The 24381-nt window shown below is 49.6% G+C and carries 26 protein-coding genes and 12 pseudogenes; 27 read left to right on the top strand and 11 right to left on the bottom strand.

Annotated features, from left to right (window positions below):
• The first annotated feature begins 152 nt into the window (after window positions 1–152).
• The 14 genes and pseudogenes from ACMZI0_RS18125 to ACMZI0_RS18190 form a co-directional block, all read left to right on the top strand.
• Window positions 153–314: a DUF1328 domain-containing protein gene (locus ACMZI0_RS18125; protein WP_415674009.1), complete on the top strand. Its 162-nt coding sequence runs from the start codon at window positions 153–155 to the stop codon at window positions 312–314.
• Window positions 315–482: 168 nt separating this feature from the next.
• Window positions 483–695, top strand: coding sequence for a CsbD family protein (locus tag ACMZI0_RS18130; protein ID WP_415674010.1), 213 nt, complete (start codon window positions 483–485; stop codon window positions 693–695).
• Between the two features lie 3 nt (window positions 696–698).
• Window positions 699–1544, top strand: coding sequence for a TatD family hydrolase (locus tag ACMZI0_RS18135; RefSeq protein ID WP_415674011.1), 846 nt, complete (start codon window positions 699–701; stop codon window positions 1542–1544).
• A 303-nt stretch (window positions 1545–1847) separates the two neighbouring features.
• Window positions 1848–2159 carry a hypothetical protein gene (locus ACMZI0_RS18140; protein ID WP_415674012.1) on the top strand — a complete coding sequence of 104 codons (312 nt, stop codon included), beginning with the start codon at window positions 1848–1850 and terminating at the stop codon, window positions 2157–2159.
• Window positions 2131–2796, top strand: a complete 666-nt coding sequence (locus ACMZI0_RS18145; protein ID WP_415674152.1) for an ABC transporter substrate-binding protein — start codon at window positions 2131–2133, stop codon at window positions 2794–2796. Before ACMZI0_RS18140 ends, ACMZI0_RS18145 begins: the two co-directional genes overlap by 29 nt.
• A complete protein-coding gene (locus tag ACMZI0_RS18150) occupies window positions 2729–3370 on the top strand; it encodes an ABC transporter substrate-binding protein (RefSeq protein ID WP_415674013.1) in 642 nt (213 codons plus the stop codon). The genes ACMZI0_RS18145 and ACMZI0_RS18150 overlap by 68 nt, the downstream gene beginning before the upstream one ends.
• A gap of 44 nt (window positions 3371–3414) precedes the next feature.
• Window positions 3415–4332, top strand: a complete 918-nt coding sequence (locus ACMZI0_RS18155) for an ABC transporter permease (RefSeq protein ID WP_415674014.1) — start codon at window positions 3415–3417, stop codon at window positions 4330–4332.
• 71 nt (window positions 4333–4403) lie between these two features.
• The gene (locus ACMZI0_RS18160) at window positions 4404–5285 is read left to right on the top strand and encodes an ABC transporter permease (protein WP_415674015.1); all 882 of its coding nucleotides are present in this window, start codon (window positions 4404–4406) and stop codon (window positions 5283–5285) included.
• A 24-nt stretch (window positions 5286–5309) separates the two neighbouring features.
• Window positions 5310–6299, top strand: a complete 990-nt coding sequence (locus tag ACMZI0_RS18165) for an ABC transporter ATP-binding protein (protein WP_415674016.1) — start codon at window positions 5310–5312, stop codon at window positions 6297–6299.
• Window positions 6296–6679: pseudogene (locus tag ACMZI0_RS18170) on the top strand (ATP-binding cassette domain-containing protein); the annotation flags it as partial. The gene ACMZI0_RS18165 and the pseudogene ACMZI0_RS18170, both read left to right, overlap by 4 nt.
• A 214-nt stretch (window positions 6680–6893) precedes the next feature.
• Window positions 6894–7259 carry a hypothetical protein gene (locus ACMZI0_RS18175; protein ID WP_415674017.1) on the top strand — a complete coding sequence of 122 codons (366 nt, stop codon included), beginning with the start codon at window positions 6894–6896 and terminating at the stop codon, window positions 7257–7259.
• Window positions 7260–7305: 46 nt separating this feature from the next.
• Window positions 7306–7494, top strand: coding sequence for a hypothetical protein (locus ACMZI0_RS18180; protein ID WP_415674018.1), 189 nt, complete (start codon window positions 7306–7308; stop codon window positions 7492–7494).
• 73 nt (window positions 7495–7567) lie between these two features.
• Window positions 7568–8449, top strand: a pseudogene (locus ACMZI0_RS18185) (LysR family transcriptional regulator).
• Between the two features lie 215 nt (window positions 8450–8664).
• A pseudogene (locus tag ACMZI0_RS18190) lies at window positions 8665–8829 on the top strand (aminocyclopropane-1-carboxylate deaminase/D-cysteine desulfhydrase family protein); the annotation flags it as partial.
• A gap of 358 nt (window positions 8830–9187) precedes the next feature.
• On the opposite strand, the gene ACMZI0_RS18195 reads toward ACMZI0_RS18190, so the two are convergent.
• The 6 genes and pseudogenes from ACMZI0_RS18195 to ACMZI0_RS18220 form a co-directional block, all read right to left on the bottom strand.
• Entirely contained in the window at window positions 9188–9472 is a 285-nt protein-coding gene (locus ACMZI0_RS18195) for a type II toxin-antitoxin system RelE/ParE family toxin (RefSeq protein ID WP_415674019.1), read from the bottom strand.
• Window positions 9469–9918 (bottom strand): hypothetical protein, encoded by a 450-nt coding sequence (locus ACMZI0_RS18200; RefSeq protein WP_415674020.1) that lies wholly within the window; start codon window positions 9916–9918, stop codon window positions 9469–9471. The genes ACMZI0_RS18195 and ACMZI0_RS18200 overlap by 4 nt, the downstream gene beginning before the upstream one ends.
• 192 nt (window positions 9919–10110) lie before the next feature.
• Window positions 10111–10409, bottom strand: a pseudogene (locus tag ACMZI0_RS18205) (type II toxin-antitoxin system RelE/ParE family toxin).
• Window positions 10399–10662, bottom strand: a complete 264-nt coding sequence (locus tag ACMZI0_RS18210) for a plasmid stabilization protein (RefSeq protein WP_415674021.1) — start codon at window positions 10660–10662, stop codon at window positions 10399–10401. The pseudogene ACMZI0_RS18205 and the gene ACMZI0_RS18210 overlap by 11 nt, the downstream one beginning before the upstream one ends.
• 15 nt (window positions 10663–10677) lie before the next feature.
• A pseudogene (locus ACMZI0_RS18215) lies at window positions 10678–10958 on the bottom strand (helix-turn-helix domain-containing protein).
• Between the two features lie 445 nt (window positions 10959–11403).
• Window positions 11404–12612: pseudogene (locus ACMZI0_RS18220) on the bottom strand (RNA-guided endonuclease InsQ/TnpB family protein).
• A gap of 22 nt (window positions 12613–12634) precedes the next feature.
• On the opposite strand from ACMZI0_RS18220, the gene tnpA reads away from it, so the two are divergent.
• The 6 genes and pseudogenes from tnpA to ACMZI0_RS18250 all read left to right on the top strand — a co-directional run.
• Entirely contained in the window at window positions 12635–13051 is a 417-nt protein-coding gene (gene tnpA / locus ACMZI0_RS18225; protein WP_415674022.1) for an IS200/IS605 family transposase, read from the top strand.
• 453 nt (window positions 13052–13504) lie between these two features.
• The gene (locus ACMZI0_RS18230; RefSeq protein ID WP_415674023.1) at window positions 13505–13738 is read left to right on the top strand and encodes a hypothetical protein; all 234 of its coding nucleotides are present in this window, start codon (window positions 13505–13507) and stop codon (window positions 13736–13738) included.
• A 69-nt stretch (window positions 13739–13807) separates the two neighbouring features.
• Window positions 13808–14407 carry a MobP1 family relaxase gene (mobP1, locus tag ACMZI0_RS18235; protein WP_415674024.1) on the top strand — a complete coding sequence of 200 codons (600 nt, stop codon included), beginning with the start codon at window positions 13808–13810 and terminating at the stop codon, window positions 14405–14407.
• A 34-nt stretch (window positions 14408–14441) separates the two neighbouring features.
• Window positions 14442–14981, top strand: a complete 540-nt coding sequence (locus ACMZI0_RS18240) for a hypothetical protein (protein WP_415674025.1) — start codon at window positions 14442–14444, stop codon at window positions 14979–14981.
• A gap of 45 nt (window positions 14982–15026) precedes the next feature.
• Window positions 15027–15972: pseudogene (locus ACMZI0_RS18245) on the top strand (Rpn family recombination-promoting nuclease/putative transposase).
• Between the two features lie 3 nt (window positions 15973–15975).
• Window positions 15976–16395 (top strand): annotated as a pseudogene (locus ACMZI0_RS18250) (DNA-3-methyladenine glycosylase); the annotation flags it as partial.
• Here ACMZI0_RS18250 and ACMZI0_RS18255 read toward each other — a convergent pair.
• On the bottom strand, window positions 16369–16500 hold the full coding sequence (locus ACMZI0_RS18255) for a transposase (RefSeq protein WP_415674153.1): 132 nt from the start codon (window positions 16498–16500) through the stop codon (window positions 16369–16371). The pseudogene ACMZI0_RS18250 and the gene ACMZI0_RS18255 sit on opposite strands and share 27 nt — an antisense overlap.
• Before the next feature lie 62 nt (window positions 16501–16562).
• Here ACMZI0_RS18255 and ACMZI0_RS18260 point away from each other — a divergent pair.
• A pseudogene (locus ACMZI0_RS18260) lies at window positions 16563–16922 on the top strand (ATPase); the annotation flags it as partial.
• Between the two features lie 99 nt (window positions 16923–17021).
• Window positions 17022–17351 (top strand): hypothetical protein, encoded by a 330-nt coding sequence (locus ACMZI0_RS18265; RefSeq protein ID WP_415674026.1) that lies wholly within the window; start codon window positions 17022–17024, stop codon window positions 17349–17351.
• A gap of 37 nt (window positions 17352–17388) precedes the next feature.
• On the opposite strand, the gene ACMZI0_RS18270 is transcribed toward ACMZI0_RS18265, so the two are convergent.
• Window positions 17389–17688: a helix-turn-helix domain-containing protein gene (locus ACMZI0_RS18270; protein WP_415674027.1), complete on the bottom strand. Its 300-nt coding sequence runs from the start codon at window positions 17686–17688 to the stop codon at window positions 17389–17391.
• Window positions 17672–18040 carry a type II toxin-antitoxin system RelE/ParE family toxin gene (locus ACMZI0_RS18275; RefSeq protein ID WP_415674028.1) on the bottom strand — a complete coding sequence of 123 codons (369 nt, stop codon included), beginning with the start codon at window positions 18038–18040 and terminating at the stop codon, window positions 17672–17674. The genes ACMZI0_RS18270 and ACMZI0_RS18275 overlap by 17 nt, the downstream gene beginning before the upstream one ends.
• 394 nt (window positions 18041–18434) lie before the next feature.
• On the opposite strand from ACMZI0_RS18275, the pseudogene ACMZI0_RS18280 reads away from it, so the two are divergent.
• The 3 genes and pseudogenes from ACMZI0_RS18280 to ACMZI0_RS18290 all read left to right on the top strand — a co-directional run.
• A pseudogene (locus tag ACMZI0_RS18280) lies at window positions 18435–19054 on the top strand (AAA family ATPase).
• 52 nt (window positions 19055–19106) lie between these two features.
• Window positions 19107–19346: a plasmid partition protein ParG gene (locus ACMZI0_RS18285; protein ID WP_415674029.1), complete on the top strand. Its 240-nt coding sequence runs from the start codon at window positions 19107–19109 to the stop codon at window positions 19344–19346.
• A gap of 63 nt (window positions 19347–19409) precedes the next feature.
• Window positions 19410–20271 (top strand): annotated as a pseudogene (locus ACMZI0_RS18290) (1-aminocyclopropane-1-carboxylate deaminase); the annotation flags it as partial.
• Between the two features lie 40 nt (window positions 20272–20311).
• Here ACMZI0_RS18290 and ACMZI0_RS18295 read toward each other — a convergent pair.
• Window positions 20312–20815 (bottom strand): Lrp/AsnC family transcriptional regulator, encoded by a 504-nt coding sequence (locus ACMZI0_RS18295; RefSeq protein WP_415674030.1) that lies wholly within the window; start codon window positions 20813–20815, stop codon window positions 20312–20314.
• Window positions 20816–21212: 397 nt separating this feature from the next.
• On the opposite strand from ACMZI0_RS18295, the pseudogene ACMZI0_RS18300 reads away from it, so the two are divergent.
• Together ACMZI0_RS18300 and ACMZI0_RS18305 are read left to right on the top strand one after the other, a co-directional pair.
• A pseudogene (locus ACMZI0_RS18300) lies at window positions 21213–22481 on the top strand (NupC/NupG family nucleoside CNT transporter).
• Between the two features lie 33 nt (window positions 22482–22514).
• On the top strand, window positions 22515–23252 hold the full coding sequence (locus ACMZI0_RS18305) for a 4'-phosphopantetheinyl transferase family protein (RefSeq protein ID WP_415674031.1): 738 nt from the start codon (window positions 22515–22517) through the stop codon (window positions 23250–23252).
• A gap of 304 nt (window positions 23253–23556) precedes the next feature.
• Here the strand turns inward: ACMZI0_RS18305 and ACMZI0_RS18310 are convergent, their stop codons facing one another.
• Window positions 23557–24330 carry a hypothetical protein gene (locus ACMZI0_RS18310; RefSeq protein ID WP_415674032.1) on the bottom strand — a complete coding sequence of 258 codons (774 nt, stop codon included), beginning with the start codon at window positions 24328–24330 and terminating at the stop codon, window positions 23557–23559.
• Window positions 24331–24381 lie beyond the last annotated feature (51 nt).

Here is a 24381-nt window from a genome sequence, read left to right on the forward strand (position 1 = left end):
TAATGCTCGCGTATTCGGTGGAGGGCAACCTCCACCATCCTCAAGCCAATTAGCACTTGGTGTCGTTAAAAAAATACAGGTGGAAACGCAGCGGTATGCGTAATTAACCTCAGGACGAGCGCCACTCACCCTCATTAAGGTAAGGAGAGCGTATGTTTCGTTGGGGCATCATTTTTCTGGTTATTGCACTGATCGCGGCGGCTCTGGGATTCGGCGGGCTGGCAGGTACGGCGGCGGGCGCAGCTAAAATTGTCTTTCTTGTCGGGATTATCCTGTTCCTGATAAGCCTATTTGCGGGCCGTAAGCGGTCTTAGCCACCCGCACGAAAAATCGCCATTTGTCTGAAATTTTAGTCTGCGCACGGGGTGTTAACGAAAATCAATCTGATCGATAATATTATTGTCATCGTCACCCCGCATACTGTTTGCGATGCTTACTGAACGTTGGTGTGATTACGGTGCGGTTTGTTCGGGAGGTTCGTGATGAATAGCGATATCATGGTAGGTCGATGGAAGCAGTTGAGAGGGAACTTCTGGGCGCTGTGGGCTGAATGGTTTGACAGTGATTGTGCCTGGCTGGAAAGCAACAATGATTATCTTTCCGGCATCTTGCAGGAAGATTACGGACTGCAAGAGGGCGACGAACAATCGGATGCTGGTGTGCAGACGAAAAAAGGTTCGGCAACGCTACATTGAGGCATGGATAATTCCCTCAGGCGCTTTTCCTTTATAGATACCCATTGTCACTTTGATTTTCCGCCTTTGATCGAAAATGAAGTGGCAAGTATTGCGTTCGCCGCTGCGACAGGGGTAACACATATCCTGGTGCCCTCGGTTGAATCCCGCTATTTTGCGCGCATTGTCGCGCTGTCTCAAACACACCCGGCGCTCTATGCCGCCCTTGGTCTGCACCCACTCTATGTTGCCCATCATCAGGACAGCGATCTGGACTTGCTTGAACAGCAGCTACGTCAACGCGATGACAGGCTGGTCGCGGTCGGGGAAATTGGGCTGGATCTGTATATGGCCGAGCCCCGTTTCGAATGCCAATGTGAACTTCTGGAAGCGCAACTGGCGTTGGCGAAGCGCTACGACTTACCGGTGATGCTGCACTCCAGACGCACTCACGATCGTTTGGCGCAGTTGCTGCGCCGTATCGATATGCCGCGCAAAGGCGTCGTGCACGGTTTTGCCGGCAGCGAACAGCAGGCGCTGGCCTTTATCAGGCTGGGTTACTGCATTGGCGTCGGTGGCACCATCACTTATCCGCGCGCAAATAAAACCCGTCAGGCGATTTCTCACCTTCCTCTCGACAGCCTGTTGCTGGAAACCGATGCACCCGATATGCTGCTCAATGGTTTTCAGGGACAACCTAACCGCCCTGAGCGTGCAGCTAATGTGTTTCACACCCTATGTGAGCTGCGTTCTGAGCCGCCTGAAGTCATTGCTGATGCCCTGTATCGCAACACCTGCCGCCTGTTTACCTTGCCTGGCGTTAACGCCAAAGGTGGGGTATCAAACGCCGTTTCTCAAAGTGAGAAATAGCAACGCCTTATCGCTACTCTCGTTAATAGTGCAAAAAATCGACGCTCTGCACCGTTATCGATCTTCCTCTCTGCACCGCTAAATCGCGCGATTGCTCGCAAACACGCTGCTCTCATGGCTGATTGATAGCGATTTATTATTGCTCAATGCCTAATAGCGGCAGTTTCTCGTTTTGAGAAGGCTCCTGTCTTAAATCAGTAACAAGCTGGTAACCCGGTTGGCGTCACTCTTGCAAAAACACCCTGAACCAGGATGAACGATGATCATTGTATTCCTCCTTTTATTCATGGTGTGGAGAATAACATGACGCGTTTACTTGCAAGACGGCTACAACAATATGTGTTAACGGCTGTGCTGATGGGAATGGCTGCCCAAAGTTACGCCGGGAAAGCCAATGATACGTTGGTCTATGCCTCTGACAGTGAGATAGAAAATGTCAGTCCCTATCATAATACCATGCGGGAAGGGGTGATTTTAGCCCGTCTGGTGTGGAGTAACCTGGTTTACCGCGATCCAAAAACCGGCGAATACAAACCGGAACTGGCTACCGATTGGCAGTGGGAATCTCCGACTGCATTACTGATGCATTTATGCAAAGGGGGTCAAATTTCATAATGGCGATGATTTCTCCGCGGATGATGTCGTCTATACCTTCGAACATGTTGCCGGACCGAATACTGACTCGGTCGTGCCGCAAAGCGTCAACTGGATTGCGAGCACCGAAAAGGTGGATGACTACACTGTTCGCCTCCATTTGGCCAAGCCTTTCCCGGCTGAGTTGGAGTACCTTTCCGGCCCTACGCCTATCTTTCCGGCGAAGTATTTTCAGAGCGTGAAGCTGGCGGGCTTTAGCCGTGCGCCGATAGGGACCGGCCCGTATAAGGTGGTGCAGGTGATCCCCGGTCAGGGGGTGACGATGGAAAAAAATCCCGATTACTTCAAAGAGAGCCCCCTTGGTCAGCCCAAGATAGGCAAGCTGAATTTTGTGGTGATCCGCGATCCGGAAACCCGTCTGGCACAGCTGAGGACCGGGCAGATGGATTGGATCTGGCGCGTGCCTTCCGATCAGGTTGAAGCGTTGTCGTCCATGCCAAACCTTGCGGTGAAAAGCGGTGAAACCATGCGCGTAGGCTTTGTGGCGATGAGCATCCACAGCGATTCGCCGGAAGGAAAGCCTTTTCAGGATGTGCGCGTGCGCCAAGCGCATCGATCGTCAAAGTATGGTGACCAACCTGGTGAAAGGCGGCAGTAAGCCAGTTTATACCGCCTGCTTCCGTGAGCAGGTGGCCTGCGATGCCAGCAAGGTGATCAATTACCCGTTTGATCCGCAAAAAGCGAAACAACTGTTGGCGGAAGCGGGTTATCCCAATGGGTTTGATACGGATATCTGGGCCTACCGTGAGCGTGATTACGCGGAAGCCATTATCGGTTATCTGCGTCAGGTTGGTATTCGCGCGCGACTACATTATGTGCAGTTTCCGGTGATGGCGGACGCGTTGATTTCCGGCAAAGCACCGATGGCGTTCAATACCTGGGGCTCGTTTTCGATTAACGATGCCACCGCCTTCACCACGCCCTACTTCGGCGGTAAGGGCAATGACATCTGGAAGGATCCTGAAGTCACCAATACCTTGCTGAAGGCCGATGAAACCATCAACATCCAGGATCGCGCTGCGTTATATGCCACCGCGTTGGGGCGCATTTCGTCTCAGGCTTACATCGCGCCGTTGTTCTCCTACTCAACTCACTATGCCTTTACCTCCGATCTGAATTTTCAGGATTGGCCGGACGAGCTGCCGCGCTTTGCCCTGTCCAGTTGGAAGTAATGCCTGTTACGGGGGAAGCGTTGTGACCAAGAAGGAGCCGCATTATGGCGAGGTACGTTTTTCATCGGCTGCTGGTGGCGCTTGCGGTGTTATTTACCGTGGCCCTGGTGAGTTTCTCTCTATTACATCTTTCCGGCGATCTGGCGGCAGCGATTGCCGGTCCTGAAGCTACGGCAGAGGTGATTGCTCAGATTCGCGTCCGATACGGGTTGGATCGGCCGCTTGCCACGCAGTTTGGCCATTGGCTCTGGGCTGCGCTGCATCTCGATTTCGGACGTTCTTTCTATTTTGAACACACCGTGATGGAGCTGATTGGGCAGCGTATGCCGGTCACCCTGAAATTAGGGGCGGTTTCTTTGCTGCTGGCGCTGTTGGTGGCGCTCCCGCTCGGCGTACTGGCGGCGGTATTCCGTGATTCCTGGGTCGATCGCAGCGCTGTGATGACTGCCGTGCTCGGGCAGGCAATGCCAAATTTTTGGTTTGCGCTGCTGCTGATCCTGATTTTTGCCGTGGGACTAAAGTGGCTGCCGGTAGCCGGTAATGCAACCTGGCAACACTTTGTTTTGCCAGCCATTGCGCTGGGCTACTACGCCATGCCCTCCCTGATGCGGCTTACCCGCTCCGGCATGCTGGACGTGCTGAACGCTGACTATATCCGTACCGCGCGCGCCAAGGGATTGAGTGGTTTTCACGTCATCGTTAAACACGGCTTGCGTAATGCAATTATTCCCGCCGTCGCGCTGGCGATGGTTGAACTGGGCTTTATGCTGGGCGGATCGGTCGTGATTGAATCCGTATTTGCGCTGCAAGGCTTAGGGCAATTGGCGTGGGATTCCATCTCACGCAATGACTTCCCTGTGGTGCGGGCCATCGTACTGATTATCGCGGTGTTCTATATCGTTCTCACCTTTTTGGCGGATGTGCTCAATGCTGCACTCGATCCGCGCTTACGTGCGCGCTAGGGGTAAGCAACATGAAAACATCCACAAAAACATCCGCATTGTGGCTATCGTTTTTTTCGCGAGGTGGCACCGTGACAGTAACGCAAACCGAAACCGGGCAATCTGGGGTATTACCACCACCGGGCCAGTGGCAACGCGCCGTGCGGCGCATCTTGAGCCACCACAGCATGACGCTGGGCGTGGTGATTCTGGGCATTGTGGTGGTGCTGGCGCTGCTGGCACCGTGGATCAGTCCACACGACCCCTATGCTCAGGATGTCAGCCGACGCCTGATCCCGCCAGTCTGGTATGAGAAGGGCAGTTGGGAGCACATTCTGGGCACCGATAAGCTGGGACGAGATTACTTAAGCCGCCTGCTGTTTGGTGCGCGCGTTTCGCTACTGATCGGGTTAGCCGCCGCAGCACTGGCAGGTGTCATTGGCATCACATTGGGTGTGGTCGCAGGCTATTTCGGCGGGCGTGTGGACGCTGTGGTGAGCTATCTGCTGACGGTACGCCTCTCGATGCCGGTGATTTTGGTGGCCTTGGCGATGGCATCGCTGGTGGGTGGTTCGGTAAAAGTGGTGATTCTGCTGCTTGGGTTACTGCTATGGGATCGCTTTCTGATCGTCTCGCGCTCCGTGACGCGCCAGCTGCGGGAAGAGGAGTTTGTCGCTGCGGCAAAAACGCTGGGAGCGTCGTCTGTCTTCATCATGGTGCGGGAAATTCTGCCCAACTTGCTGGGGCCGCTCACCGTAGTGGCAACGCTTGAGATTGTCCACGCCATTCTGCCGGAAGCCACACTCTCCTTTCTGGGGTTAGGGGTGCAGCCGCCGATGCCTTCCTGGGGATTGATGGTGGCGGAAGGTAAGGCCTACATGTTCTTTCAACCCTGGGTGATTTTGATCCCCGGCATTGTGCTGGCGGTAGTGGTGCTGGGCATCAATCTGGTGGGCGCGATATCACTGCCGTAGACGGGCGTAACTGAGGAGGTTGCCATGAGTCAGGATAGCTTGTTGGATGTCAAAGACCTGTGCGTCGATCTTCCCACGGCGCGTGGCACCTTGCACGCCGTGCGCGGTATTGATTTCTCGGTGCGCAAAGGCGAGATGCTGTGTCTGGTAGGTGAGTCTGGGTGTGGTAAATCCATGACCTCGTTGGCCCTGATGGGGCTGCTGCCGCGCAAGGCGGTGCGCAGTGCGACGCACCTGCACTTCAAAGGGCAAGATCTGCAAACGCTGAACAACAAACAGATGTCGGTGATCCGGGGCGATCAGATCGCCATGATCTTTCAAGAACCGATGACGTCGCTTAATCCCTCCTACACGCTGGGTGAGCAGCTGTGCGAGACGCTGCACGCGCACCGCAAGGTGACGCCAACCCAGGCAAGAGCGCGAGCGCTCTATTTAATGGAGCGGGTCGGTATCCCGCAGGCGGGGGACCGTCTGCGGCAGTATCCGCATCAGCTTTCTGGTGGATTGCGTCAACGCATCATGATTGCCATGGCGCTGATGTGCGAGCCAGAACTGATTATCGCCGATGAGCCGACTACGGCGCTGGATGTGACCATTCAGGCGCAGATCCTGCGCATGTTGCGCGAATTGCAGCAAGAACTGGGGACGGCGGTGATTTTCATCACCCACGATCTTGGCGTGGTGGCGCGCATCGCCGATCGCGTCGCAGTGATGTATGCCGGCCAGATTGTTGAGACTGCGCCGGTGCGAGAGCTGTTCGGGCATCCGCAGCATCCCTATACCAAAGGGCTAATGTCGTGCATTCCGGTGCGGGGAAAAACCGTTCCGGGCCAGTTGCTACAAGCGATCCCCGGCGTAGTGCCAAGTCTTATCGGTACGCAGCAAGGCTGTGCGTTTCGCAATCGTTGCCCCAGCGCGCAGGCGTGTTGCAGTGAAAAGCCGCCTTATGTTGCGGTGACGCCGCTGCAGCGCGTGTGTTGTGTGCAGGCACAAGCCTGGGAGGATGTGGCATGAGCGAAACGGTAACGGAGTTTGGCGCGGTACAACCCGCCCCCTACATTCCCGGCAACGACGATCTGGCGCTAGAGCTCTGCGCCCTGAGCCGCGAATTTCGCCTTAATCGCGGGCTGTTTGCGCGGCCCGGTATCTTTAGCGCAGTCAATAACGTCTCTTTGCGTGTGCGGCGCGGTGAAACCCTGGGGCTAGTTGGCAAATCCGGCGGTAAAAGCACGCTGGCAAAGATGCTACTGGGGCTATTGCCTCCGACCTCGGGTAACGTCCTGATTGAAGGGCGCGAAATCGATGCGAGCGATCGCAAAGCGCTGGCAACCCGTATTCAGCCGATTTTTCAGGACCCTTACTCGTCGTTGAACCCGCGCCGCACGGTGGCCGATCGTCCTACGCTGTTTCTGGGATCGCGCGGGGTGTTTATAACGTTGAGCTTCAGGTCAAGCTGCGTGAGAGCGCGCGCCACTCTGGCAACTGGGGTGGGCTATTGGCAAATCCCGGCATCCGTCTGGCCCACGCGTTGAGCAGCATTGTGGATACGCGTGGACGCATTCTGGTGCCGGGGTTGCGTCCAGCGGTGTTCTGCTACGCGATATTACTTTGGGCGCGGGTCCCAACGATCCGGCTATCGATCCTGACTGGAACGAGCCCGGTCTGACGGCGGCAGAGAAGCTCTACAGCTGGAATACCTTTGACGTGCTGGCCTTTACCACCGGTAATCCCGATAAACCGGCCCATGCGATCTCTCCGGTAGCGCGGGCGCATTGCCATATGCGCTATGTACCCGGCAGAGATGTGGATAGTTTTCCGCGTTATTTGCGTGAGCATCTGGATGCGCACGGGTTTGAAGATGTCACGATTGTCACGCCCGATCACTGCTTTACCGCGACCCGTCTCGATCCCAGCGATCCGTGGGTTGCATGGGGCTGCACGGACCTCGGGGAAAAAAGCCTCCATCCTTCCTAACTTTGGCGGCGGCCTGCCGAATGCCTGTTTTTCTGAAACCTTAGGGTTGCTGACGCTATGGGTGCCGCACTCTTACCCGGCCTGTAGCCAGCACGCACCTAACGAGCATTTGCTGCAATCGGTTGCACAGGAAGCGCTGCAACTGATGGCGGGCATGTTGTGGGATCTGACAGAGCAAGGGGCATCAGTGTGTCGTCAGCGAGAGAAGCACTCGGCTACCGCCACCGTTGCTTGAGATTGCCGTCAGGACTGTCGCGCGCGCCGGTTTTCCGGTGCGCGCGTTGCTGTTTTTAAGCGCAGGGGGATCCATGCACAATACCGAGATCCGTTACTTTATGGCCGTCGTGGGCACGGGATCGATGCGTGCCGCCAGCCAGCAACTGTTCGTGGCGGTTTCCGCCATCAGCCGCCATATCCAACGTTTGGAAAAGCGTTTGGGAATGCCGCTGTTTGAACGCAGTGCGCGCGGCATGGCTGATATGAAACTGGCGATCGCCGAACTGGAAGGGCTCAAGTCTCGGTAGCAAACCCCGATTCGTGTGGTGTGTACCGATGGCCTGGCGCTGAATTTGGTGCCGTTGTTGCTGGCGCGCTTTCGCCAGTTGCACCCTGAAGTCAATTTCCACCTGATTGTCGGCAGCGGCCAGCAGGTGCTGGAGTGGGTGCGGCACGGTGAAGGGGACGTGGCCATTAAATTCAGTCTCGCGGCGGAGCCGGGGGTTGAAGTCATCGCGTCATTTCCTGCACCGGTTACGGCATTTATGCATCGAGAACATCCGCTGGCGACGCGCGATTTTGCGTTATCCGATCTGAACGCCTATCCGCTGGTGTTGCCGGATCAGACGGCCACTATCCGACAACTGTTCGATCTTTGCTGCCGAATGAACAGCGTGTTTATCGAACCGGTTTTTACCAGCAACCAATTTTCTGCGGTGTTCGGCTATGTGCATAACGATCGAGATGCGATCGGCATCTGTAGCCATTTTTCGGTGATGGGGCACATGCTGAACGACGATCTTCAGATCCGCTGCGTTAACGTGGAACCTCTGGAACAACGCATGCTGCAAATTCAGACAGAGATCGGGCGTCCTCGAACGGAGTTGCTCGCAAGCTTTTGTCAGTTTCTCAAGCAAACTCTGACGGAAATGGACAGCCAATTGCGGCAGCGCTATGGGATGCCAGAACACTAAAATATAAGGTTAATTATATTTCTTTTATTTTGTTTTTTTGTGGTTTTTAAGTTCATTTAATTTGTTTTAACTGTTTTTATGGATTAAAAATAGAGTAAATAACGCAATTTAAATTCATTGTTAATTTGTTAGTCTGTATTCACGGCGTGAGGATATTTCCCTGAGAAATAGCAATCTCCCGTTTCTCTAATGCCATTTTATTTTGGAGCTTGATGATGAATCTGGAGAAATTTACCCGCTATCCGCTGACTTTCGGTCCCTCTCCTATCACGCCGTTGAAGCGATTTAGCGAACATTTGGGCGATGATGTTGAAATTTATGCCAAGCGTGAAGACTGCAACAGCGGCCTGGCGTTTGGCGGTAATAAAACTCGTAACATTCGAATTAGGCCGTATCGAAGCATGGGCGCTGGCGCAGTTCTGCAAAAGAACAACACATCAAGATTGCGCAAATGTAGCTACATCTTAGAATGAAGCCCACCACATGATGGACGGTGTAAACGCCGTCATGCATGGACTGGCTGAGAAAGGCATTAGCCCTCGTTGAAAGTAAGAAGCCTGACAATTAGGGGTCAGTTTGGATATCGAAAAATATTGTACGGCATACCTGTTTTTTGAACAGGCTTACGTATCGCAGTAGGGTAAACTCCCGCGCAATACCTCGTTTCTCCCGAATTTTGGCTAATGCCATAACCGGGGTTTTACGCCGGAATCGCCGAAAATTTTGTCACGTTTGTCACTAAAATGGAGGCCATTGCTGAGCTGCATGAAGCACACGCAGCACCACCAAGATGTCATTCTCATCGTCAATATGGCAAACCATCACATAGTTCGGACGTACAACAATTTCGCGGGTCCTGCGTACGCGGCCTGCCCTGTAGAGCTTTGGGTTCCGGGCGGCAATTTCTGCCTTAGCTTTGAAAGACTCATCCAGGTCAAGCGCCGCCTGAGGATTGTCTAGTGCTATATAATCAAAGATGTTTTCCCGATCAGCTTCAGCCATCGGTCGCCAGACAATCCTCATCTGTTCCCCATACGCTTGCGCAAGGCTTCACATTTTTCGGCAAATTTGGCCTCCACAGCGTCATGCGGAATACTCGGCCGCGGATCATCGATACTGGCCTGGATCTGTTCACGGAACCAGGCATCATAGGCGGCTGCCTCATGTGCTCGTTTCAGCTCTTCAGCGCGATCGGGCCGCCGGGCAGTATTGATGGCATCGGGAGTATAATTCGACGAATCCACATCGAAACGAGCAATACCGATATCCTTCAGATATGACACCAGTGTTTCAAAACGGCGGAAAAGTCGCACATTGCGACTGCGTTGTGCAGCCAGCGGGCGCTCCAGCATGCCATACCGGACCATGATGGCCCATCCGCCAGGCTGACCGACGATGTGTGCTTCTCGCACGGCACCGGCTTCAACCAGGAGAGATAATGTAGTGTGATCGATGGTTTCTGCTGACATAAAAGTGACCTCGGCAAGAAATGCAGTGCAGTTGATAGATAGCATTATCGCAAACTACTATAATTCGCACAATGACCAACAAAAGTCAGCGGTTTCTGTTTACCATAACGCCACAATTTGGAAGGATGTTAAAAAAAGGGGGGTTTGCAGGGGTCGCCTGACGATCAGATGCTGAGTGCCCTAACAGGGCAATCAGAGGACTAATCTTGGGTTCTGACGTTGGCCAAAACAGCCAGGATATTAACCCGACGTGTTTCATCGTCCACGTCGTAAAGCATATGTTGGCCGAGCAGACTGATACGGCGAACTCCCTCGCCATAGCGTTCATCAGTCTCATATAGGCGGGGATAATCAGCCAGGCGTTCAGTCGAGGCAATCAGGCGATCTGTAACGTGTCTGGCATCCCAGAGAGAGGCATTTTCGGCCAGATACTCAAACAGGGCGGCCATATCTTCGACAGCTCCCGGTCGCCACTCGATTTCATAAGTCATCGCGCAGTTCCTGATAACGTGCCTGTAGCTGCTGGCGTAGCTTCTCAGTACTCATCCCTGGCCGCTTATCGGCACGGGCGGCGGCTACCTTTGCACGTACCCGTTCATCGTATTCAGCCTGTGCCAATTCTTCGTTGGCGAGGCGTTGCAGCAGAGCGGCCTTATCTGCACTACCTTTCGGCAGGATATGGGGCAAACTCTCGGCCAGCTCGCGTAGGAAATTGGCATTTTCGTAGTGCGTGGTGTTATTCATAGTCGGCTACTCCGTTCAGTAGAGGGTAATTATAGGTTTTTTGATGCCACAAGCGTGGGCGTAACGAGTCAGTGTATCAATGCTAGCCCTGGTAATGTTATTTTCCAGGCGAGTGATAACCGGAGGCGTAACCCCCCATCCGTTCAGCAACCTGCGCTTTTGTCAGGTTGTCTTGCTTACGCCATTCCGCAAGCAGCTCCCTGAGCTTCTCTTTACGTTCTTCTATGCCATGCGGCACTATATTCTTCGTCCTGCATCCACTCTTTAGGCAGTTCTTTATTACTTACCAGTTTCATTAAGCACCTCTGCTAATCATGTAACCTCTCACCTCCAAATAACATTAACCTACAGGCTAATTTATCACGAGATAAAATTAACCTGAAAGCTAATTAAGTTGGCAGTTATCGCAGCTACCCAGTGACTGCCTGTTAGTGTTAGTTTTCATTCCACTGAGGAGTTGGCATTTATGCGCGTTAGCGCATGTAAGGCGGCAAGATGAAATAACAGATAGCGCTTATGGTTAGCCGCCGAAACCGATAGAGGATCGAAAGGGATCGCCTATCCAGCCTTTCACCCTGCAAAGCATAACCCACTAAAAGCGATTCAGGTGCTTCTATGCGCGGTCGGAGTGGTTACGGCAAGGCTTTGCCGCAGCCGGGGCGTATCTCCGCGTTGTGAGCGTAGCGAACTACGAGCGTTTGACATCCTCCCCGCCCTAAAGGACGGGGATTCCTACTACGTTTAGGCTGACGCCTGAATCATTTCGGTGGGTTCCTGATTCATTGAGCGGCCTGATTGCACCATCTCTCCACAGGCTAAAACGGCGTGCCCCGCCGCTAAAATGTTACGAGCGCCGTTTATATCGGCATTCTCTGTATATCCACATTCCAGACACTCGAACTGGCTTTGTGACTGGCGGTTTTCTTTCGATACATGACCACAACAGGCACACTTCTGACTGGTGTAGGCCGGATTGATTGCCAGTACCTGACCGCCACGCCAGAGCTGCTTATACTCAAGCTGGCGGCGTAGTTCATACCAGCCCTGCTCCAGTATCGAACGGTTTAAGCCTGATTTTGCCCGGACGTTGCGCCCCGGCTGGCTTACCGTACCCGCTGCCGACTTTGACATGTTAGCAACCTTCAGGTCTTCAATGACGATCATCGCGTGGTTTTTGCTGATTGTCGTGCTGACCTTATGAAAGTAGTCGCGGCGGAGGTTTCCGATACGGGAATGCAGGTTCTGTACTTTGCGCTTTGCCTTCTTCCAGTTATTACTGAACTTCACCTTGCGGCTCATTTCACGCTGGAGTCTGGCGAGTTTCTTCTGGTTAGATTTAAAGCTGTTTACAGGCTCAAAAATAGTGCCATCGGATAGCGTAGCGAGCTTTGCCACTCCCGCATCCAGCCCAACCATTGTTGTTGAGTTATGGGCAGGATCGGCAACCTCATATTCCGTCTGTATGCTGATGTACCATTTGCCGCATAACTGGCTAACTGTGACATTTTTCACTTTGCCAATGATTTCGCGGCTGTTGCGGTAGCGTATCCACCCCAGCTTTGGCAAAAATATACGACTATTGCCCTGATCGAGCTTCACGCCTTGCGGGTAGCGGAATGCATCGTTTTGACCACGCTTTTTGAATCGCGGAAATGCTGCACGCTTCTGGAAGAAATTCTTGTAGCCGCGTTCCAGATCCTTCAGTGACTGCTGTAAGGGCTGCGATGGTGCTTCTTTCAGCCATTGGGTATCAGGTGATGCTTTCCAACCGATGAGCCATGAAGTCATTTTCGTGTAGGGAATGAATTTTCCCCCGGACTCATGATTTTCATTCTAAAGTGCCAGTGCGCGATTAAAAATGAAACGACAAGCTCCAGCGAAGCGCCGCATATCGCGCTCCTGCTGACCATTTGGTCTTAACTGGAATTTGAAGGTTTGAAGTCTTTTCATAACTACCATTATACTTTGGTCTATGACAAAAGAAACCGATATTCGCCGGGGAAGACATTGTCTTTTCTTGATGCATGTCCACTTGGTATTCGTTGCCAAATATCGACGAAAGATATTTGATCTGGATGCCATCGAAAAGCTACGCAGTTACTTTGCCAGTGTATGTGCTGATTTTGATATTGAGTTGGTAGAAATGGACGGCGAATGCGACCACGTGCATTTGCTGATCAACTATCCGCCAAAGTTGGCAATATCTAACCTGGTCAACAGTCTTAAAGGCGTTTCCAGCAGATTACTTCGCCGTGACCGCCCCGATATAGCCCAACACTATTACTACAAAGGTGTTCTGTGGACACCGAGTTATTTTGCAAGTAGTTGCGGTGGTGCGCCGATATCGATCATCCGGCAATACATTGAGCAGCAGCAAACATCAGGTTAGTCGGAAAACCGCGCCTTATATCCCCGCCCTGAAGGACGGGGCTTTACGGCGCACTGGGTAACGATAGAATATTGAGTATCAAGATGAACAAAGCTAGGCAACAAAGCCACCATAAAACACAAGACAAGACAGGATAGTTGTAGCCACTACAAATGTGCACATTTGTAGGCCTCGCCAGCCGCTACACGTGGTTTTTGGAGGAAGGATGAAATTTATCAGTTTTAGAATATCACGTGATAATTATAACAAATTAAAGGATGCAATAATGAAATTAAGTGGAAAAACACCTGCTGCTTTTTTTCTGTTCTTGCAAATAAAATTATTTCTCAACATACGACAGGTGTCGATACTGTCTCCTGTAAAGAATCGACATTATCAAATGTAAGGCAAATCCGTTTATCTGATGAAATGATTAATCAGTTAACACTGCAAGCGGATTCCCGGCACTGGTCCGTGGCTAAAGAAATCAGATTTATGTTAAACCTTGCTATGACTACGGAGCCTGTTCTTCTGGATGAGGAAGTGGAAGAGTTACGCCGGGCAAGAAATGCGGTCAATACGGCGGGTCGTAATCTGGCGGCGATTATTCGTCAACGTCAGTATCATGATGTAAAAGAAACTGAATTATGGGAAGAAGTAAAAAAACTCAATAAGGACGTTGAGGCCTTGAAAAAAGCCGTGCGATAATTGACTAACGCCGCCGTGAATGTACGTAGCGTTAAAATCCGTAATACGCCAAAATGATAAGGTGATTTTATGTCAAAAAGAATAGGTAAAAAATCGGATGATGAATATAAAGCGCGTAAATTACGGGGGCAACAGGAACAGGCCAGACGGACACCTTATAACTTTAAAATGCGCAACGGTGGCGCGAAATATGAAAAAAACATCCAAAGCCGGATGTTGCAGCAGGGGGCGAGTCGTGAGGTAATGGTAAAAATCACCGGCAGCGCTAACCGGCCTCGCGGGGTTAAAAATGAAATAAACTATATTGCACGAGAAGGGGAAATTACCTTGCGTGATAACCATGGCGTGGAATATCACATAGCTGACCGGGAGCAACGAAAAGAAGCGTATGAATCGCTTATCGATGATGAAGATAAAAAGCAGTACACCCATGACCGTTCACCTAATCTGGTGCATAACATGGTGTTTTCATCACCAAAGATAGCGGATGTATCGAAAAAGGATATGCTTAAAGCGGCAGAGGAGACACTAAGAGAAAAATATCCTGAAAACCGCGTTCTGATGGCATACCATACGGATAAAGAACATCATCCACATGTTCATGCATTGCTTCGCATTCCTGATAATGGCGGTAAGCGGATTAATATCCGTAAAAAAAGGCCTGCGTGAGTTACGCGAAACGTTTGCCGGAAACCTACAAAAAATGGGATACAACGTCAAATGTACCCATAAATACGAGTTCGGGAAGAAAGAACAGCTTAAACGTGAGCCTGATCGCCTACGCAATCTGTTTGAAGTGGTTGAGTTCGGTCGGACCAATTACCTGTTTGACCCCAAAAACAAGCAGCAAAACTATATCACGCTGCGCACCTTGAAAAACAAAACAGAGATGACACGATGGGGCAGCAACATTGCTGATGAAATCAAGCGTGAAGGGGTAAAAGTCGGCAGTGTGATAAAAATGCGCAAGGAGGGTGAAACCACAGTAAAAGTGCCGCTGACCGATGGGAAGGGAAATAAACAGGGATGGTCAGATCACAAGCGCAATAACTGGCGCATCGAAAATCAGGGGGCAATGGGAATAAAACCCGCACCGTTTGATAAGTTGAAACCATTGGATACCTCAGAGCAGTTGTTAAAGCAACAGCGCGGTTTTTCGCTGTTTAAACAAAATCAGGAAGCGACGGTTAAACTTCAGGAAAAACAAAAGCTGGGTATTCGCGTTGGGATATTCAAATTTTGATGTGCGAGGATGGCGAGGCTTATCCTTCACGGGTATACTGCATTGATGAAAAAGACACTTTCCTACCACGACGCATTGTTTAAGCAATTCCTCGGTGATATCACCATCGCAAGGGATTTTTTTGCAAATTCATTTACCGGAAAAACTTCGTCAATTGTGTGATTTTAGTACACTGGCAATGGAATCCGGCAGCTTTATTGAGTCAGACCTGCGTAGCCAGTGCTCGGATATGCTCTATTCGGTGCAGACGACAACAGGAATGGGGTATGTCTACACCGTTATCGAGCATCAGAGCCGCCCGGAAAAACTGATGGCGTTTAGGCTTCTAAGATATGCGGTTGCCGCCATGCAGCGGCATCTTGAGCAGGGCAACGACACCTTGCCGGTGGTGATACCGCTGCTGTTTTATCAGGGGAAAACCTCGCCGTATCCCTACAGTACCCATTGGCTTGACTGTTTTTCTGACCCGGAACTGGCAAAGTCGGTTTATATGCAGGCGTTCCCGCTGGTTGATGTGACGGTTATCCCGGATGAGGAGATCGTCACGCATCGGCACGTTGCCCTGATGGAGTTAGTGATGAAGCATATCCGTAACCGCGATATGCTAGAATTAAGTCAGCAGATAGCAGGCTTGCTCAATCAGTGGGTGTTGCAGCCTGAGCTATTTCGAGGATTAATCTGTTATATTGTAGAACGAGGAAATACTTCTGATGCAAAGCAATTTTTGCATCAGATTGCGGAGAAAGCGACTGATTATCGGGAGGTAGTGATGACCATTGCAGAGCAGCTACGGCAAGAGGGCATTGTTCAAGGTCGTGAAGAAGGTATTCATCTAGGCGAACAGCGGGGCATAGAAAAGGGCATAGAAAAAGGTAGGCAAGAATCCGCCAGAACCATTGCTCGCCAGCTTTTAGCCAACGGCGTTGATCGGGCGATTGTCAAAATGTCGACTGGGCTATCTGACGCTGAGATTAATGCGCTGATGGATTAATCGATGTCGAGTAATACTATTTTACCTCGCTCATTTTATGAACGTGATACGCTTTGTGTGGCAAAGGATTTGCTGGGAAAAGTTTTAAAGTTTGCAGACTATCATGGGGTTATCAACGAAGTTGAAGCCTATGTAGGGCAGGATGATCCGGCCTGCCATGCCGCGAGAGGCTGTACGCCCCGAACAGCAGTTATGTTTGGTGCTGCCGGGTTTTCCTATGTTTATCTTATCTACGGTATGTATCATTGCCTGAATATTGTGACTGAGCGTGAAGGATTTCCAGCGGCAGTTTTAATTCGTGGCATCGATTTACATAAACCAACGCGTCTTTCTTTGGATGGGCCGGGTAAAATCTGCAAAAAATTAAATATCACAAAAAATAATAACCAGATTGATTTAACGCAGTGTCATGCGCGAACCTCCGTCATAGTGCGTCAAACGACTGCCTGCCACCGGCGGTTTTTTCAAATAGCGCCCAAGATATTTTTCCGTCTGACGGGCGTTTTTCGTCGGCTTGGCGAAGTACACGTGCCAGTAGTCCTCTCCCTTCTCATTTTTCCCCTGACTCAGGATGAAGCGCTTCCATTCGTCGTAAGTTGAACGGTATTTTTGTACTGGCTACTCAGTCACCAGAAGAAATGGTTAAGCATGAAATTTCTGCTGCCATTATTGAGCAATGTGGCACTCAGATATTTATGGCTAACCCGAAAGCCAAACAATCTGATTATGTGGACAAGCTGAAAGTGCCACAGAGTGTATTTGAAATAGTCAAGGAGTTAGACCCCGGCGCTCGCCAGATGGTGATATTAAAAACGCCATTACGGCGCTGGGAAACCCGACCTTTTATTGCTCTGACAACTCTCGATCTTTCCGGGCTGGGTAAATACACAAAATTACTCAGTGGAAGCCAGGATAATCTAGTTATTTTCGACTCTATATTTGAGTGGTAATTTCGACGCTTATATATCAAAAAGGAAGAGGACTTAATCAGGCAAGAACTACAGTTACAGGGGGGGAATCCTTTTAATTTCAATGCGTTTCTGGAAGAGTTGAATGATAATATCCCTCAGTTTCTTCCGCCAACAGTGAAAGGAAAAACACTAATAAATACATGTGATTACATAAATAATGACATAAAAAACATCATTGACGACGCAGACAAAACAATTCTCATTGGACTAAAAAGGCTTCCAGAAGAAAGTAAACCAAGAGATAAAACCCTCAGAAAGTTATATTTATATATTAACGGCCACGATAATGACATATCAGATTTTATCGAAGCCATAAAAGAAAGAAATATTACACTTGCATGGACAAATGATCCTACAAGAGCAGCCAAAACATTTGCACAACTCCTAACTGATTTTTCACGCATGTAATAATAAGCCGCAATAAATGCGGCTTATTAACTAAATATCAGATGTTAAATGCAACTCTTTTACCAGTCGGTAGCTCTACGTCCAAGCTTAATTTCCCGCCCATTGCCTCGACATAGCGTTTGAGCGTGGCAACTTTGATATCGTTCCCACGTTGCTCAATCTGAGCGATAGCTGGCTGGCGAACGCCCATTGCATCGGCCAGCGTCTTTTGTGATAACTGAAGTTCTTCACGCATTATCTGAAGCCCGACCTCTAAAACCATTTCATCAGTCATTTCTTTAATTTGGGCCTGACTCTCAGGGGAGCGGCCAGCGATTACTTCATCTAAGGTTCTCATTTTTGCTCTCCTTCTCCTGTTTAGCGAGGTGCGCTGAGAATTCATCATCAGCGATGCGTATCATTCTGTCGTAAAACCGTTTGTCATTGCTCTTATCGCCAGCACACAGCACGATAGCCTGGCGAATTGGGTCAAATGCATAAAATGCGCGGATCGGTTTGCCTGAAAACTGTACGCGAAGCTCTTTCATATTCTTGTACTGTGAGCCTTTGATGGTATCAGCATAGGGCCGGGGCAAATCCGGCCCGTACACCTTCAGTTTTCCCAAATCTGCTAACACCTTTTCCTGAAGCGTATCTTCTTGCTCACTCAGCCAGTCATCGAAACGCTGGCTTAAAATCACTGTCCACATTTATCTCTCCATATATAAACTATAGCTTATAGTCTGAGTATATAAGCTACGACTTATAATTTCAAGAAAAACGGCTCTATTTAACATAATGGCCGCTATCGGCACCACGCGAACGGCACTCACGGCAAATCCTCCCCCCTTCCCCTTCAAAAGATCACGTTTTCCCTGTCAAAATAGGCCTACTTTTATGTTCCAAATTTGTTATCAAAATCAAGTTTCCGATTTGGTTCTGATTTCACTGCCAAAGCCTCATTTTAGTAGGTTTCAGGAAAAGATATTACTTAAATGAGTAAATACATATTTTCTCATTTATACATCTTAAAAGGTGGGATAGAGTAGTTACACAAACACTCATAAACATATATGAGTAATTGAGTAAAAGCGAGGGTGCATAATGAAAGTAATTTCTTTTCTGAACCCTAAAGGCGGTAATGGTAAAACAACCAGCGTCATCAATATAGCTACCTGCATTGCGCGAAATAATAAAGTAGCCGTAGTGGATACAGATCCACAGCAAAGCCTGGCGAACTGGAACAAAGCAGAAAAAGCCAATTTTGATATTTTTACAGTTACATCAGAAAAGGACGTGTACACGATAAGGAAAGAGTTAACTGATTACCCTTACGTCATTATTGATGGAACAGGGGCTCTTTCTGTTATAACCGCAGCGGCTGTTATGGTAAGCGATCTGGTTATAATCCCCGTTACGCCGTCACCTCTCGATTTTTCCGCGTCAGGTGCAGTAATCAGCGTTCTGGAAGCACAGGCATATAATCGACCTGTAGAGTGCCGCTTTCTTATCACCCGAAAAATAGAACAAGCCACCATGCTAACTGTTTTACGAGAAAGCATTGCCGCAACAGGGATATTGCCCCCCTAAGAACCGCTATAACTCAACGTCAAAGCTACGTTAAATCGGTTTTGGATGGTGAAACGGTCTTTGACACCAATGACAGCGCAGCGAAAGGGGAAATTGAAGTTCTGGCCGCAGAAATTCTTAAGATAGTTGCATAAAAACACATTTACTCATAAACCTAAATGAGTAAATAAGTATTGGAGTAAGTATATGGCCCTGAGCAAACAGAACACTGGAACCGCCGCATCTAATAAGGTAATGACATTCGGAGAAAACCGCGATCTGGATAAAGTAATAACAACGACACCACCAGTAAGCCAAAAACGCATCAATTTCAATATGCCAGAAGATAAGCATCAGCGTCTCAAAGCAGCTTGCGCCAGAAAAGGCATTTCGATTTCTGACGTTATGAATGAGCTTACTGACGCGTGGCTAAAAGATAATGAGTAATTACTCATTTACTCAAATAATGAGGGAGGGGGTTGATATGAAGAATGGGGACGAGAAAGTAACAGTAAACTGGAGTACCTGATCCCTGAAGCGCTGGAGCAAGGGTGCTACACGTTGGTATCGATTGGCGGTATTCAATCTAACCAAATGCGGCAGGTAGCGGCCGTGGCGGCGCACCTCGGCATGAAGTGCGTGTTGGTTCAGGAGAACTGGGTGAACTATGTGGACGCGGTTTACGATCGGGTGGGTAATATCGAACTCTCGCGTATTATGGGGGCAGATATATGCCTGGATGCCGCCGGATTTGATATCGGTATTCGCCAAAGCTGGCAGCAAGCGATGGAAGAAGCGGCCCAAAACGGTGGAAAACCGTTCCCGTTCCCGGCCGGTTGTTCTGAACACCCATTGGGTGGATTAGGCTTCGTCGGCTTTGCCGAAGAAGTGCGCCAGCAGGAAAAAGAACTGGGCTTTACCTTCGATTATATCGTGGTTTGCTCCGTAACCGGCAGCGCCCAGGCGGGGATGGTGGTGGGCTTTGCCGCCGATGGACGCTCTCGTCGTGTTATCGGGATTGATGCTTCCGCCAAACCGGAACAAACCAAAGCGCAGATCCTGCGTATTGCACAGAACACCGCGAATCTGGTGGAACTGGGCCGCGAGATCACAGAAGAAGATGTGGTGCTGGATACCCGCTATGGTGGGCCGGAGTATGGCTTACCCAATGAAGGCACGCTGGAAGCCATTCGCCTGTGCGCCCGTACGGAAGGGGTGTTGATCGACCCTGTTTATGAAGGAAAATCCATGCACGGGATGATCGATATGGTGCGTCGCGGTGAGTTTCCTAAAGGCTCCAAAGTGCTCTATGCCCATTTGGGAGGCGCTCCGGCGCTGAGCCGCCTACAGCTATATCTTCCGCAACGGTTGATTCTTCTTGCGTAGCTGCTGGCCCGTTTGGGCCAGCATTATCAAAAGGGTAACTGCGTGGTTGAGAGAACCTGACGCAATCCCATAAAGGAACGTATCTGCCGCACTCCAGGCAGGAATAACAATTGCTCAGCATGTAACTTATTAAAACTTTGATTGTCTTTGGTGCGAATCATCAACATGTAATCAAACTCGCCTGTCACCACATGGCATTCCATGCATCCATTGATGTTTTGTGTTGCCAGTTCGAAATCGGCAAACGACTGGGGCATTGAGCGATCCAATACCACGCCGATGATCACCACCATGCCCGCATTGAGCGCCTCTGGGTTCAGTAATGCCACCACGCTTTTTATCAATCCGGCCTGTTTCAGGCGCTCTACCCGGCGTAAGCAGGCCGGAGGGCTAAGGTTGACTTTCTCGGCCAACGCTACGTTTGAGAGCGAGGCATCTTTTTGCAACAGTTGCAGGATGGCGTAATCGAACTTATCGAGATCGGCGGCTTTTTCTTCCACGCTGGCCGGGGAGGACGGTTTGGTTTTCATCGGGTCACCTTGGATTCACAGCGCAGCATAAAATTTTGTATTTTACCTTATATCGTTTAATTAAATCCACCCATTATCATTAATAATATTGAAAGTAAGCGTTGTGGCCTTGCCTAAAACAATATTATTAACACACTACTGTTTCTAAATAACATAAGAAAAAACGATGAAGTAACCAATAGGTGGCTGTGTTGATGTGCACAGGATATGGGAAAAGAACGTGATGAAAATCTCAGTGGTGAGGCGTCGATCATGTCAAAACGTGTTCAAGTGTGACAAAAGATGCGTATTCAGCGTGTGACCACTTTATAATCCGCCTTTGACGTTTTTCGGGCGGTCCAGCCTGAGATGAATAGTCTATCCTTGATTTTCAACAACGCATAAAAGGGAACTTCTTATGCAACTCATTATGAGTCTTATTGGCATGGCTGTGTTGGTGCTGGTCGCCATTTTACTTTCCAGTAATCGCAAGGCCATTCGCCTGCGCACCGTGTTGGGCGCATTTCTACTCCAGATCGGCATTGGTGCGCTGGTGCTCTATGTGCCCCTTGGCCGCAAGGTGTTGGCGGGGATGACCGAAGGGGCTGCCCTGATTATTGGTTACGGCAATGAAGGCGTTTCATTTATCTTTGGCGGCCTGGCCTCCGATAAGATGTTTGAGCTGTTTGGCGGTGGTGGTTTTGTGTTTGCGTTGCGGGTGCTGCCGATTATTGTCTTTTTCTCCTCGTTGATTGCTGTGCTGTATTACATCGGGGTGATGCAATGGGTTATTCGCCGGCTAGGCGGAGCCCTGCAAAAGCTGCTAAAAACGTCACGTACCGAATCGTTCTCGGCGACGGCGAATATCTTTGTCGGCCAGACGGAAGCACCGTTGGTGGTTCGCCCTTACATTGCCTCAATGACGCGCTCGGAGTTGTTTGCGGTCATGTGCGGCGGGTTGGCATCCATTGCTGGGGCGGTGATGGCGGGCTATGCACAGATGGGCGTGCCGCTGGAATATCTGATTGCCGCCTCCTTTATGGCTACACCCGGTGGCTTGCTGTTTGCCAAACTGATCGTGCCAGAGACGGAAAAAACACACGCTCATGAAACCCTGTCAGGTTTCGTGAGCGCAGATGACAAACCGGCCAACGTGATTGACGCGGCGGCCAGTGGGGCAGCTTCCGGGCTGCAATTGGCGCTTAACGTAGGGGCGATGCTGCTGGCTTTTGTGGCGCTGATTGCATTACTCAACGGTGGCATTGGTGGATAGTTTAACTATCCACAGCTCTCTATGGAGCTGATTCTGGGCTGGCTGTTTGCACCCGTAGCATTTCTGATCGGGATACCATGGCAGGAGTCGACCGTGGCGGGCGCTTTTATCGGCCAGAAACTGATTCTTAATGAATTCGTCGCCTATTTGAATTTTAGTCAGCACCTCAAAACGGATGATGCCGTGGCGGCGCTCGGGTTACGGGTGCTTTCGGATCAATCAAAAGCGATTATATCTTTTGCGCTGTGCGGCTTTGCCAATCTGTCATCGATTGCGATTTTGATTGGTGGGCTCGGCAGTATGGCACCAAATCGTCGTCAGGATATTGCGCGTTTTGGGTTGAAAGCCGTTGCTGCGGGAACGCTTTCAAACCTGATGAGTGCGACGATTGCTGGTTTCTTTTTGGCGCTTTAAGGCCTGACCCGCATCAGGGGAGAGTGTACGTTAATGACCATCTCGGCGTTTATCGGCAATATTGAATGGATGACGCTGCCTTTGCCTAACGGTGAAGCTGTGTATCCTGGGTTCTGCGCCTATTGCCGTTTTAACCCAGAGGCTTACCACGATACGCTTTACCACCGCATTAATGTTCCCTTGTCTGCGGAGTTGGCGCGCTCGGTGCTGAAACGGAGCGCTGAATTTCTTGCCGGGCGCTATCTGGCGCGTCACGTGCTGGAAAAACTTGGTATAAACCAATTTACGTTGCTGAGCGGTGAGGATCGCTCTCCGGTGTGGCCTGAAAATCTCTGTGGTTCTTTGAGCCACAATAAAGATAGCGTGCTGTGTGCCATCCATCGTCACAGTGATATGTACCGTGGTGTTGGCGTGGATGTGGAAACATTGATGAGCGATGACCGGGCCGCTTCACTGTGGCCCGGTATTATTGATGAAGAGGAACTTCAATGGCTGCAAAGGCTTGATATGCCGTTTTGCCAGGCGCTGACGCTGAGCTTCTCTGCCAAGGAGAGCCTGTTTAAAGCTATCTATCCTATGGTACAACATTACTTTGATTTTCTGGACGCGCAAATCACCGTGCTCAATCAGGCTCAACAGGTTTTCGAACTGCAATTGCAAACCACGCTAAATCTGGAGTTCCCTGCCGGTCGGCGCTTTAGAGGCGCGTATCGGATGATGGCTGATAAAGTCACAACCTTTCTCTGTCTTGAATCACCGGACATTGTCTGATTAGGAAGGCGATATTCAGGCATGCACTCATAAGAAGTTATAGCTGCCAGATATCTTCGTCGGGGTTAGCGTATCGGCATATTCAACTGAGACATGTCCCAGATACTTCTTGAACGTAAGTGCCTTGGTCTGTCGGAAATTCAGCAGCACATTGGTCAGTGATGATTTAGTCTGTGTTATTTCTCCGATACTGTAGAGGTCAAAGTTATTTAATTGATATATAACATTATTTTTAAATTTTGCTATTCGATGTTGTAGATCTTTCAGCCTTTTCTTTTCTTGAGTGTGATTCTGCGCAACCTTGTTACTCTCGAGTGTGTCTAATTCTTGTTTTAATTCCAATATTTTTTTGGTCACTGCTCGTGATGGTGTATCTTGCGACAAGATCGTGACGTAATTTTTTATTTAAACTGTTTCGGTTTTTATTGGATGCTCTGGTGGTCATTTCTTTCATTGAATCAGAGGATGTTTGTGGATACTCACTATTGTCAAAAACATGTTTAATTTTATTATTCCTTTGATAAGTGGATGGTATTTTTTCCAGTAAATTCCCTTGTAATAAATTAACCTGCTTGTGTAAATTTCGAATCACTTTTAAATGTGTAATCTTATGCATGGGAAGAATGATCTCTTCTTCTTCACGGATAGTTGCTAACATTTTGTCGATCTTTTCTATCAGTCTATGGTTATTTCGTTGCTGTATTGGCTCTTTTTTGCCCGAAATTTTGTTTTTGGGATATGTATGTTTGAAAGCGCTTTTGGTTTTTCTCTTCGAGCTATCACCGCCTTCAATAAGAGCAAGGCGATAACAGAATTGGCCATCATCATTGATAGAATAGGGGGAGAGAATATACTTTTCTCCGGCATAAAAACTGCCTGAGCCAGATAATAACCTTAATACTTTTTGTTTCTCAATCGTTGGTTGAGGTGCTAATTCTGAAGACTTCGTTACTGTTTTATTGTTGAACGAAAATACTGTGGCATTGGTTCCGGCACCACAGGCAATTCTAGGAAATTGAAGACGCATATTTTCAGTGGTATTTATTCCAAACATAGCACGCAGCTCATTAATTTTCATATCTAGGGAAAGTGATGTACCGTATTCGTTAACATGTCTTATATGTGCCGT

The sequence above is a fragment of the Symbiopectobacterium sp. genome (assembly GCF_047692315.1).
Taxonomy (GTDB): domain Bacteria; phylum Pseudomonadota; class Gammaproteobacteria; order Enterobacterales; family Enterobacteriaceae; genus Symbiopectobacterium.

What these genes read in the sequence shown, in the direction of transcription:
- ACMZI0_RS18125 (WP_415674009.1), top strand. Translation starts at nt 153, where the DNA reads ATGTTTCGTTGGGGCATCATTTTTCTGGTTATTGCACTGATCGCGGCG.
- ACMZI0_RS18130 (WP_415674010.1), top strand. Translation starts at nt 483, where the DNA reads ATGAATAGCGATATCATGGTAGGTCGATGGAAGCAGTTGAGAGGGAAC.
- ACMZI0_RS18135 (WP_415674011.1), top strand. Translation starts at nt 699, where the DNA reads ATGGATAATTCCCTCAGGCGCTTTTCCTTTATAGATACCCATTGTCAC.
- ACMZI0_RS18140 (WP_415674012.1), top strand. Translation starts at nt 1,848, where the DNA reads ATGACGCGTTTACTTGCAAGACGGCTACAACAATATGTGTTAACGGCT.
- ACMZI0_RS18150 (WP_415674013.1), top strand. Translation starts at nt 2,729, where the DNA reads ATGTGCGCGTGCGCCAAGCGCATCGATCGTCAAAGTATGGTGACCAAC.
- ACMZI0_RS18155 (WP_415674014.1), top strand. Translation starts at nt 3,415, where the DNA reads ATGGCGAGGTACGTTTTTCATCGGCTGCTGGTGGCGCTTGCGGTGTTA.
- ACMZI0_RS18165 (WP_415674016.1), top strand. Translation starts at nt 5,310, where the DNA reads ATGAGTCAGGATAGCTTGTTGGATGTCAAAGACCTGTGCGTCGATCTT.
- ACMZI0_RS18195 (WP_415674019.1), bottom strand. Translation starts at nt 9,472, where the DNA reads ATGAGGATTGTCTGGCGACCGATGGCTGAAGCTGATCGGGAAAACATC.
- ACMZI0_RS18200 (WP_415674020.1), bottom strand. Translation starts at nt 9,918, where the DNA reads ATGTCAGCAGAAACCATCGATCACACTACATTATCTCTCCTGGTTGAA.
- ACMZI0_RS18210 (WP_415674021.1), bottom strand. Translation starts at nt 10,662, where the DNA reads ATGAATAACACCACGCACTACGAAAATGCCAATTTCCTACGCGAGCTG.
- tnpA (WP_415674022.1), top strand. Translation starts at nt 12,635, where the DNA reads ATGACAAAAGAAACCGATATTCGCCGGGGAAGACATTGTCTTTTCTTG.
- mobP1 (WP_415674024.1), top strand. Translation starts at nt 13,808, where the DNA reads ATGTCAAAAAGAATAGGTAAAAAATCGGATGATGAATATAAAGCGCGT.
- ACMZI0_RS18240 (WP_415674025.1), top strand. Translation starts at nt 14,442, where the DNA reads ATGGGATACAACGTCAAATGTACCCATAAATACGAGTTCGGGAAGAAA.
- ACMZI0_RS18270 (WP_415674027.1), bottom strand. Translation starts at nt 17,688, where the DNA reads ATGAGAACCTTAGATGAAGTAATCGCTGGCCGCTCCCCTGAGAGTCAG.
- ACMZI0_RS18275 (WP_415674028.1), bottom strand. Translation starts at nt 18,040, where the DNA reads ATGTGGACAGTGATTTTAAGCCAGCGTTTCGATGACTGGCTGAGTGAG.
- ACMZI0_RS18285 (WP_415674029.1), top strand. Translation starts at nt 19,107, where the DNA reads ATGGCCCTGAGCAAACAGAACACTGGAACCGCCGCATCTAATAAGGTA.
- ACMZI0_RS18295 (WP_415674030.1), bottom strand. Translation starts at nt 20,815, where the DNA reads ATGAAAACCAAACCGTCCTCCCCGGCCAGCGTGGAAGAAAAAGCCGCC.
- ACMZI0_RS18305 (WP_415674031.1), top strand. Translation starts at nt 22,515, where the DNA reads ATGACCATCTCGGCGTTTATCGGCAATATTGAATGGATGACGCTGCCT.
- ACMZI0_RS18310 (WP_415674032.1), bottom strand. Translation starts at nt 24,330, where the DNA reads ATGAAAATTAATGAGCTGCGTGCTATGTTTGGAATAAATACCACTGAA.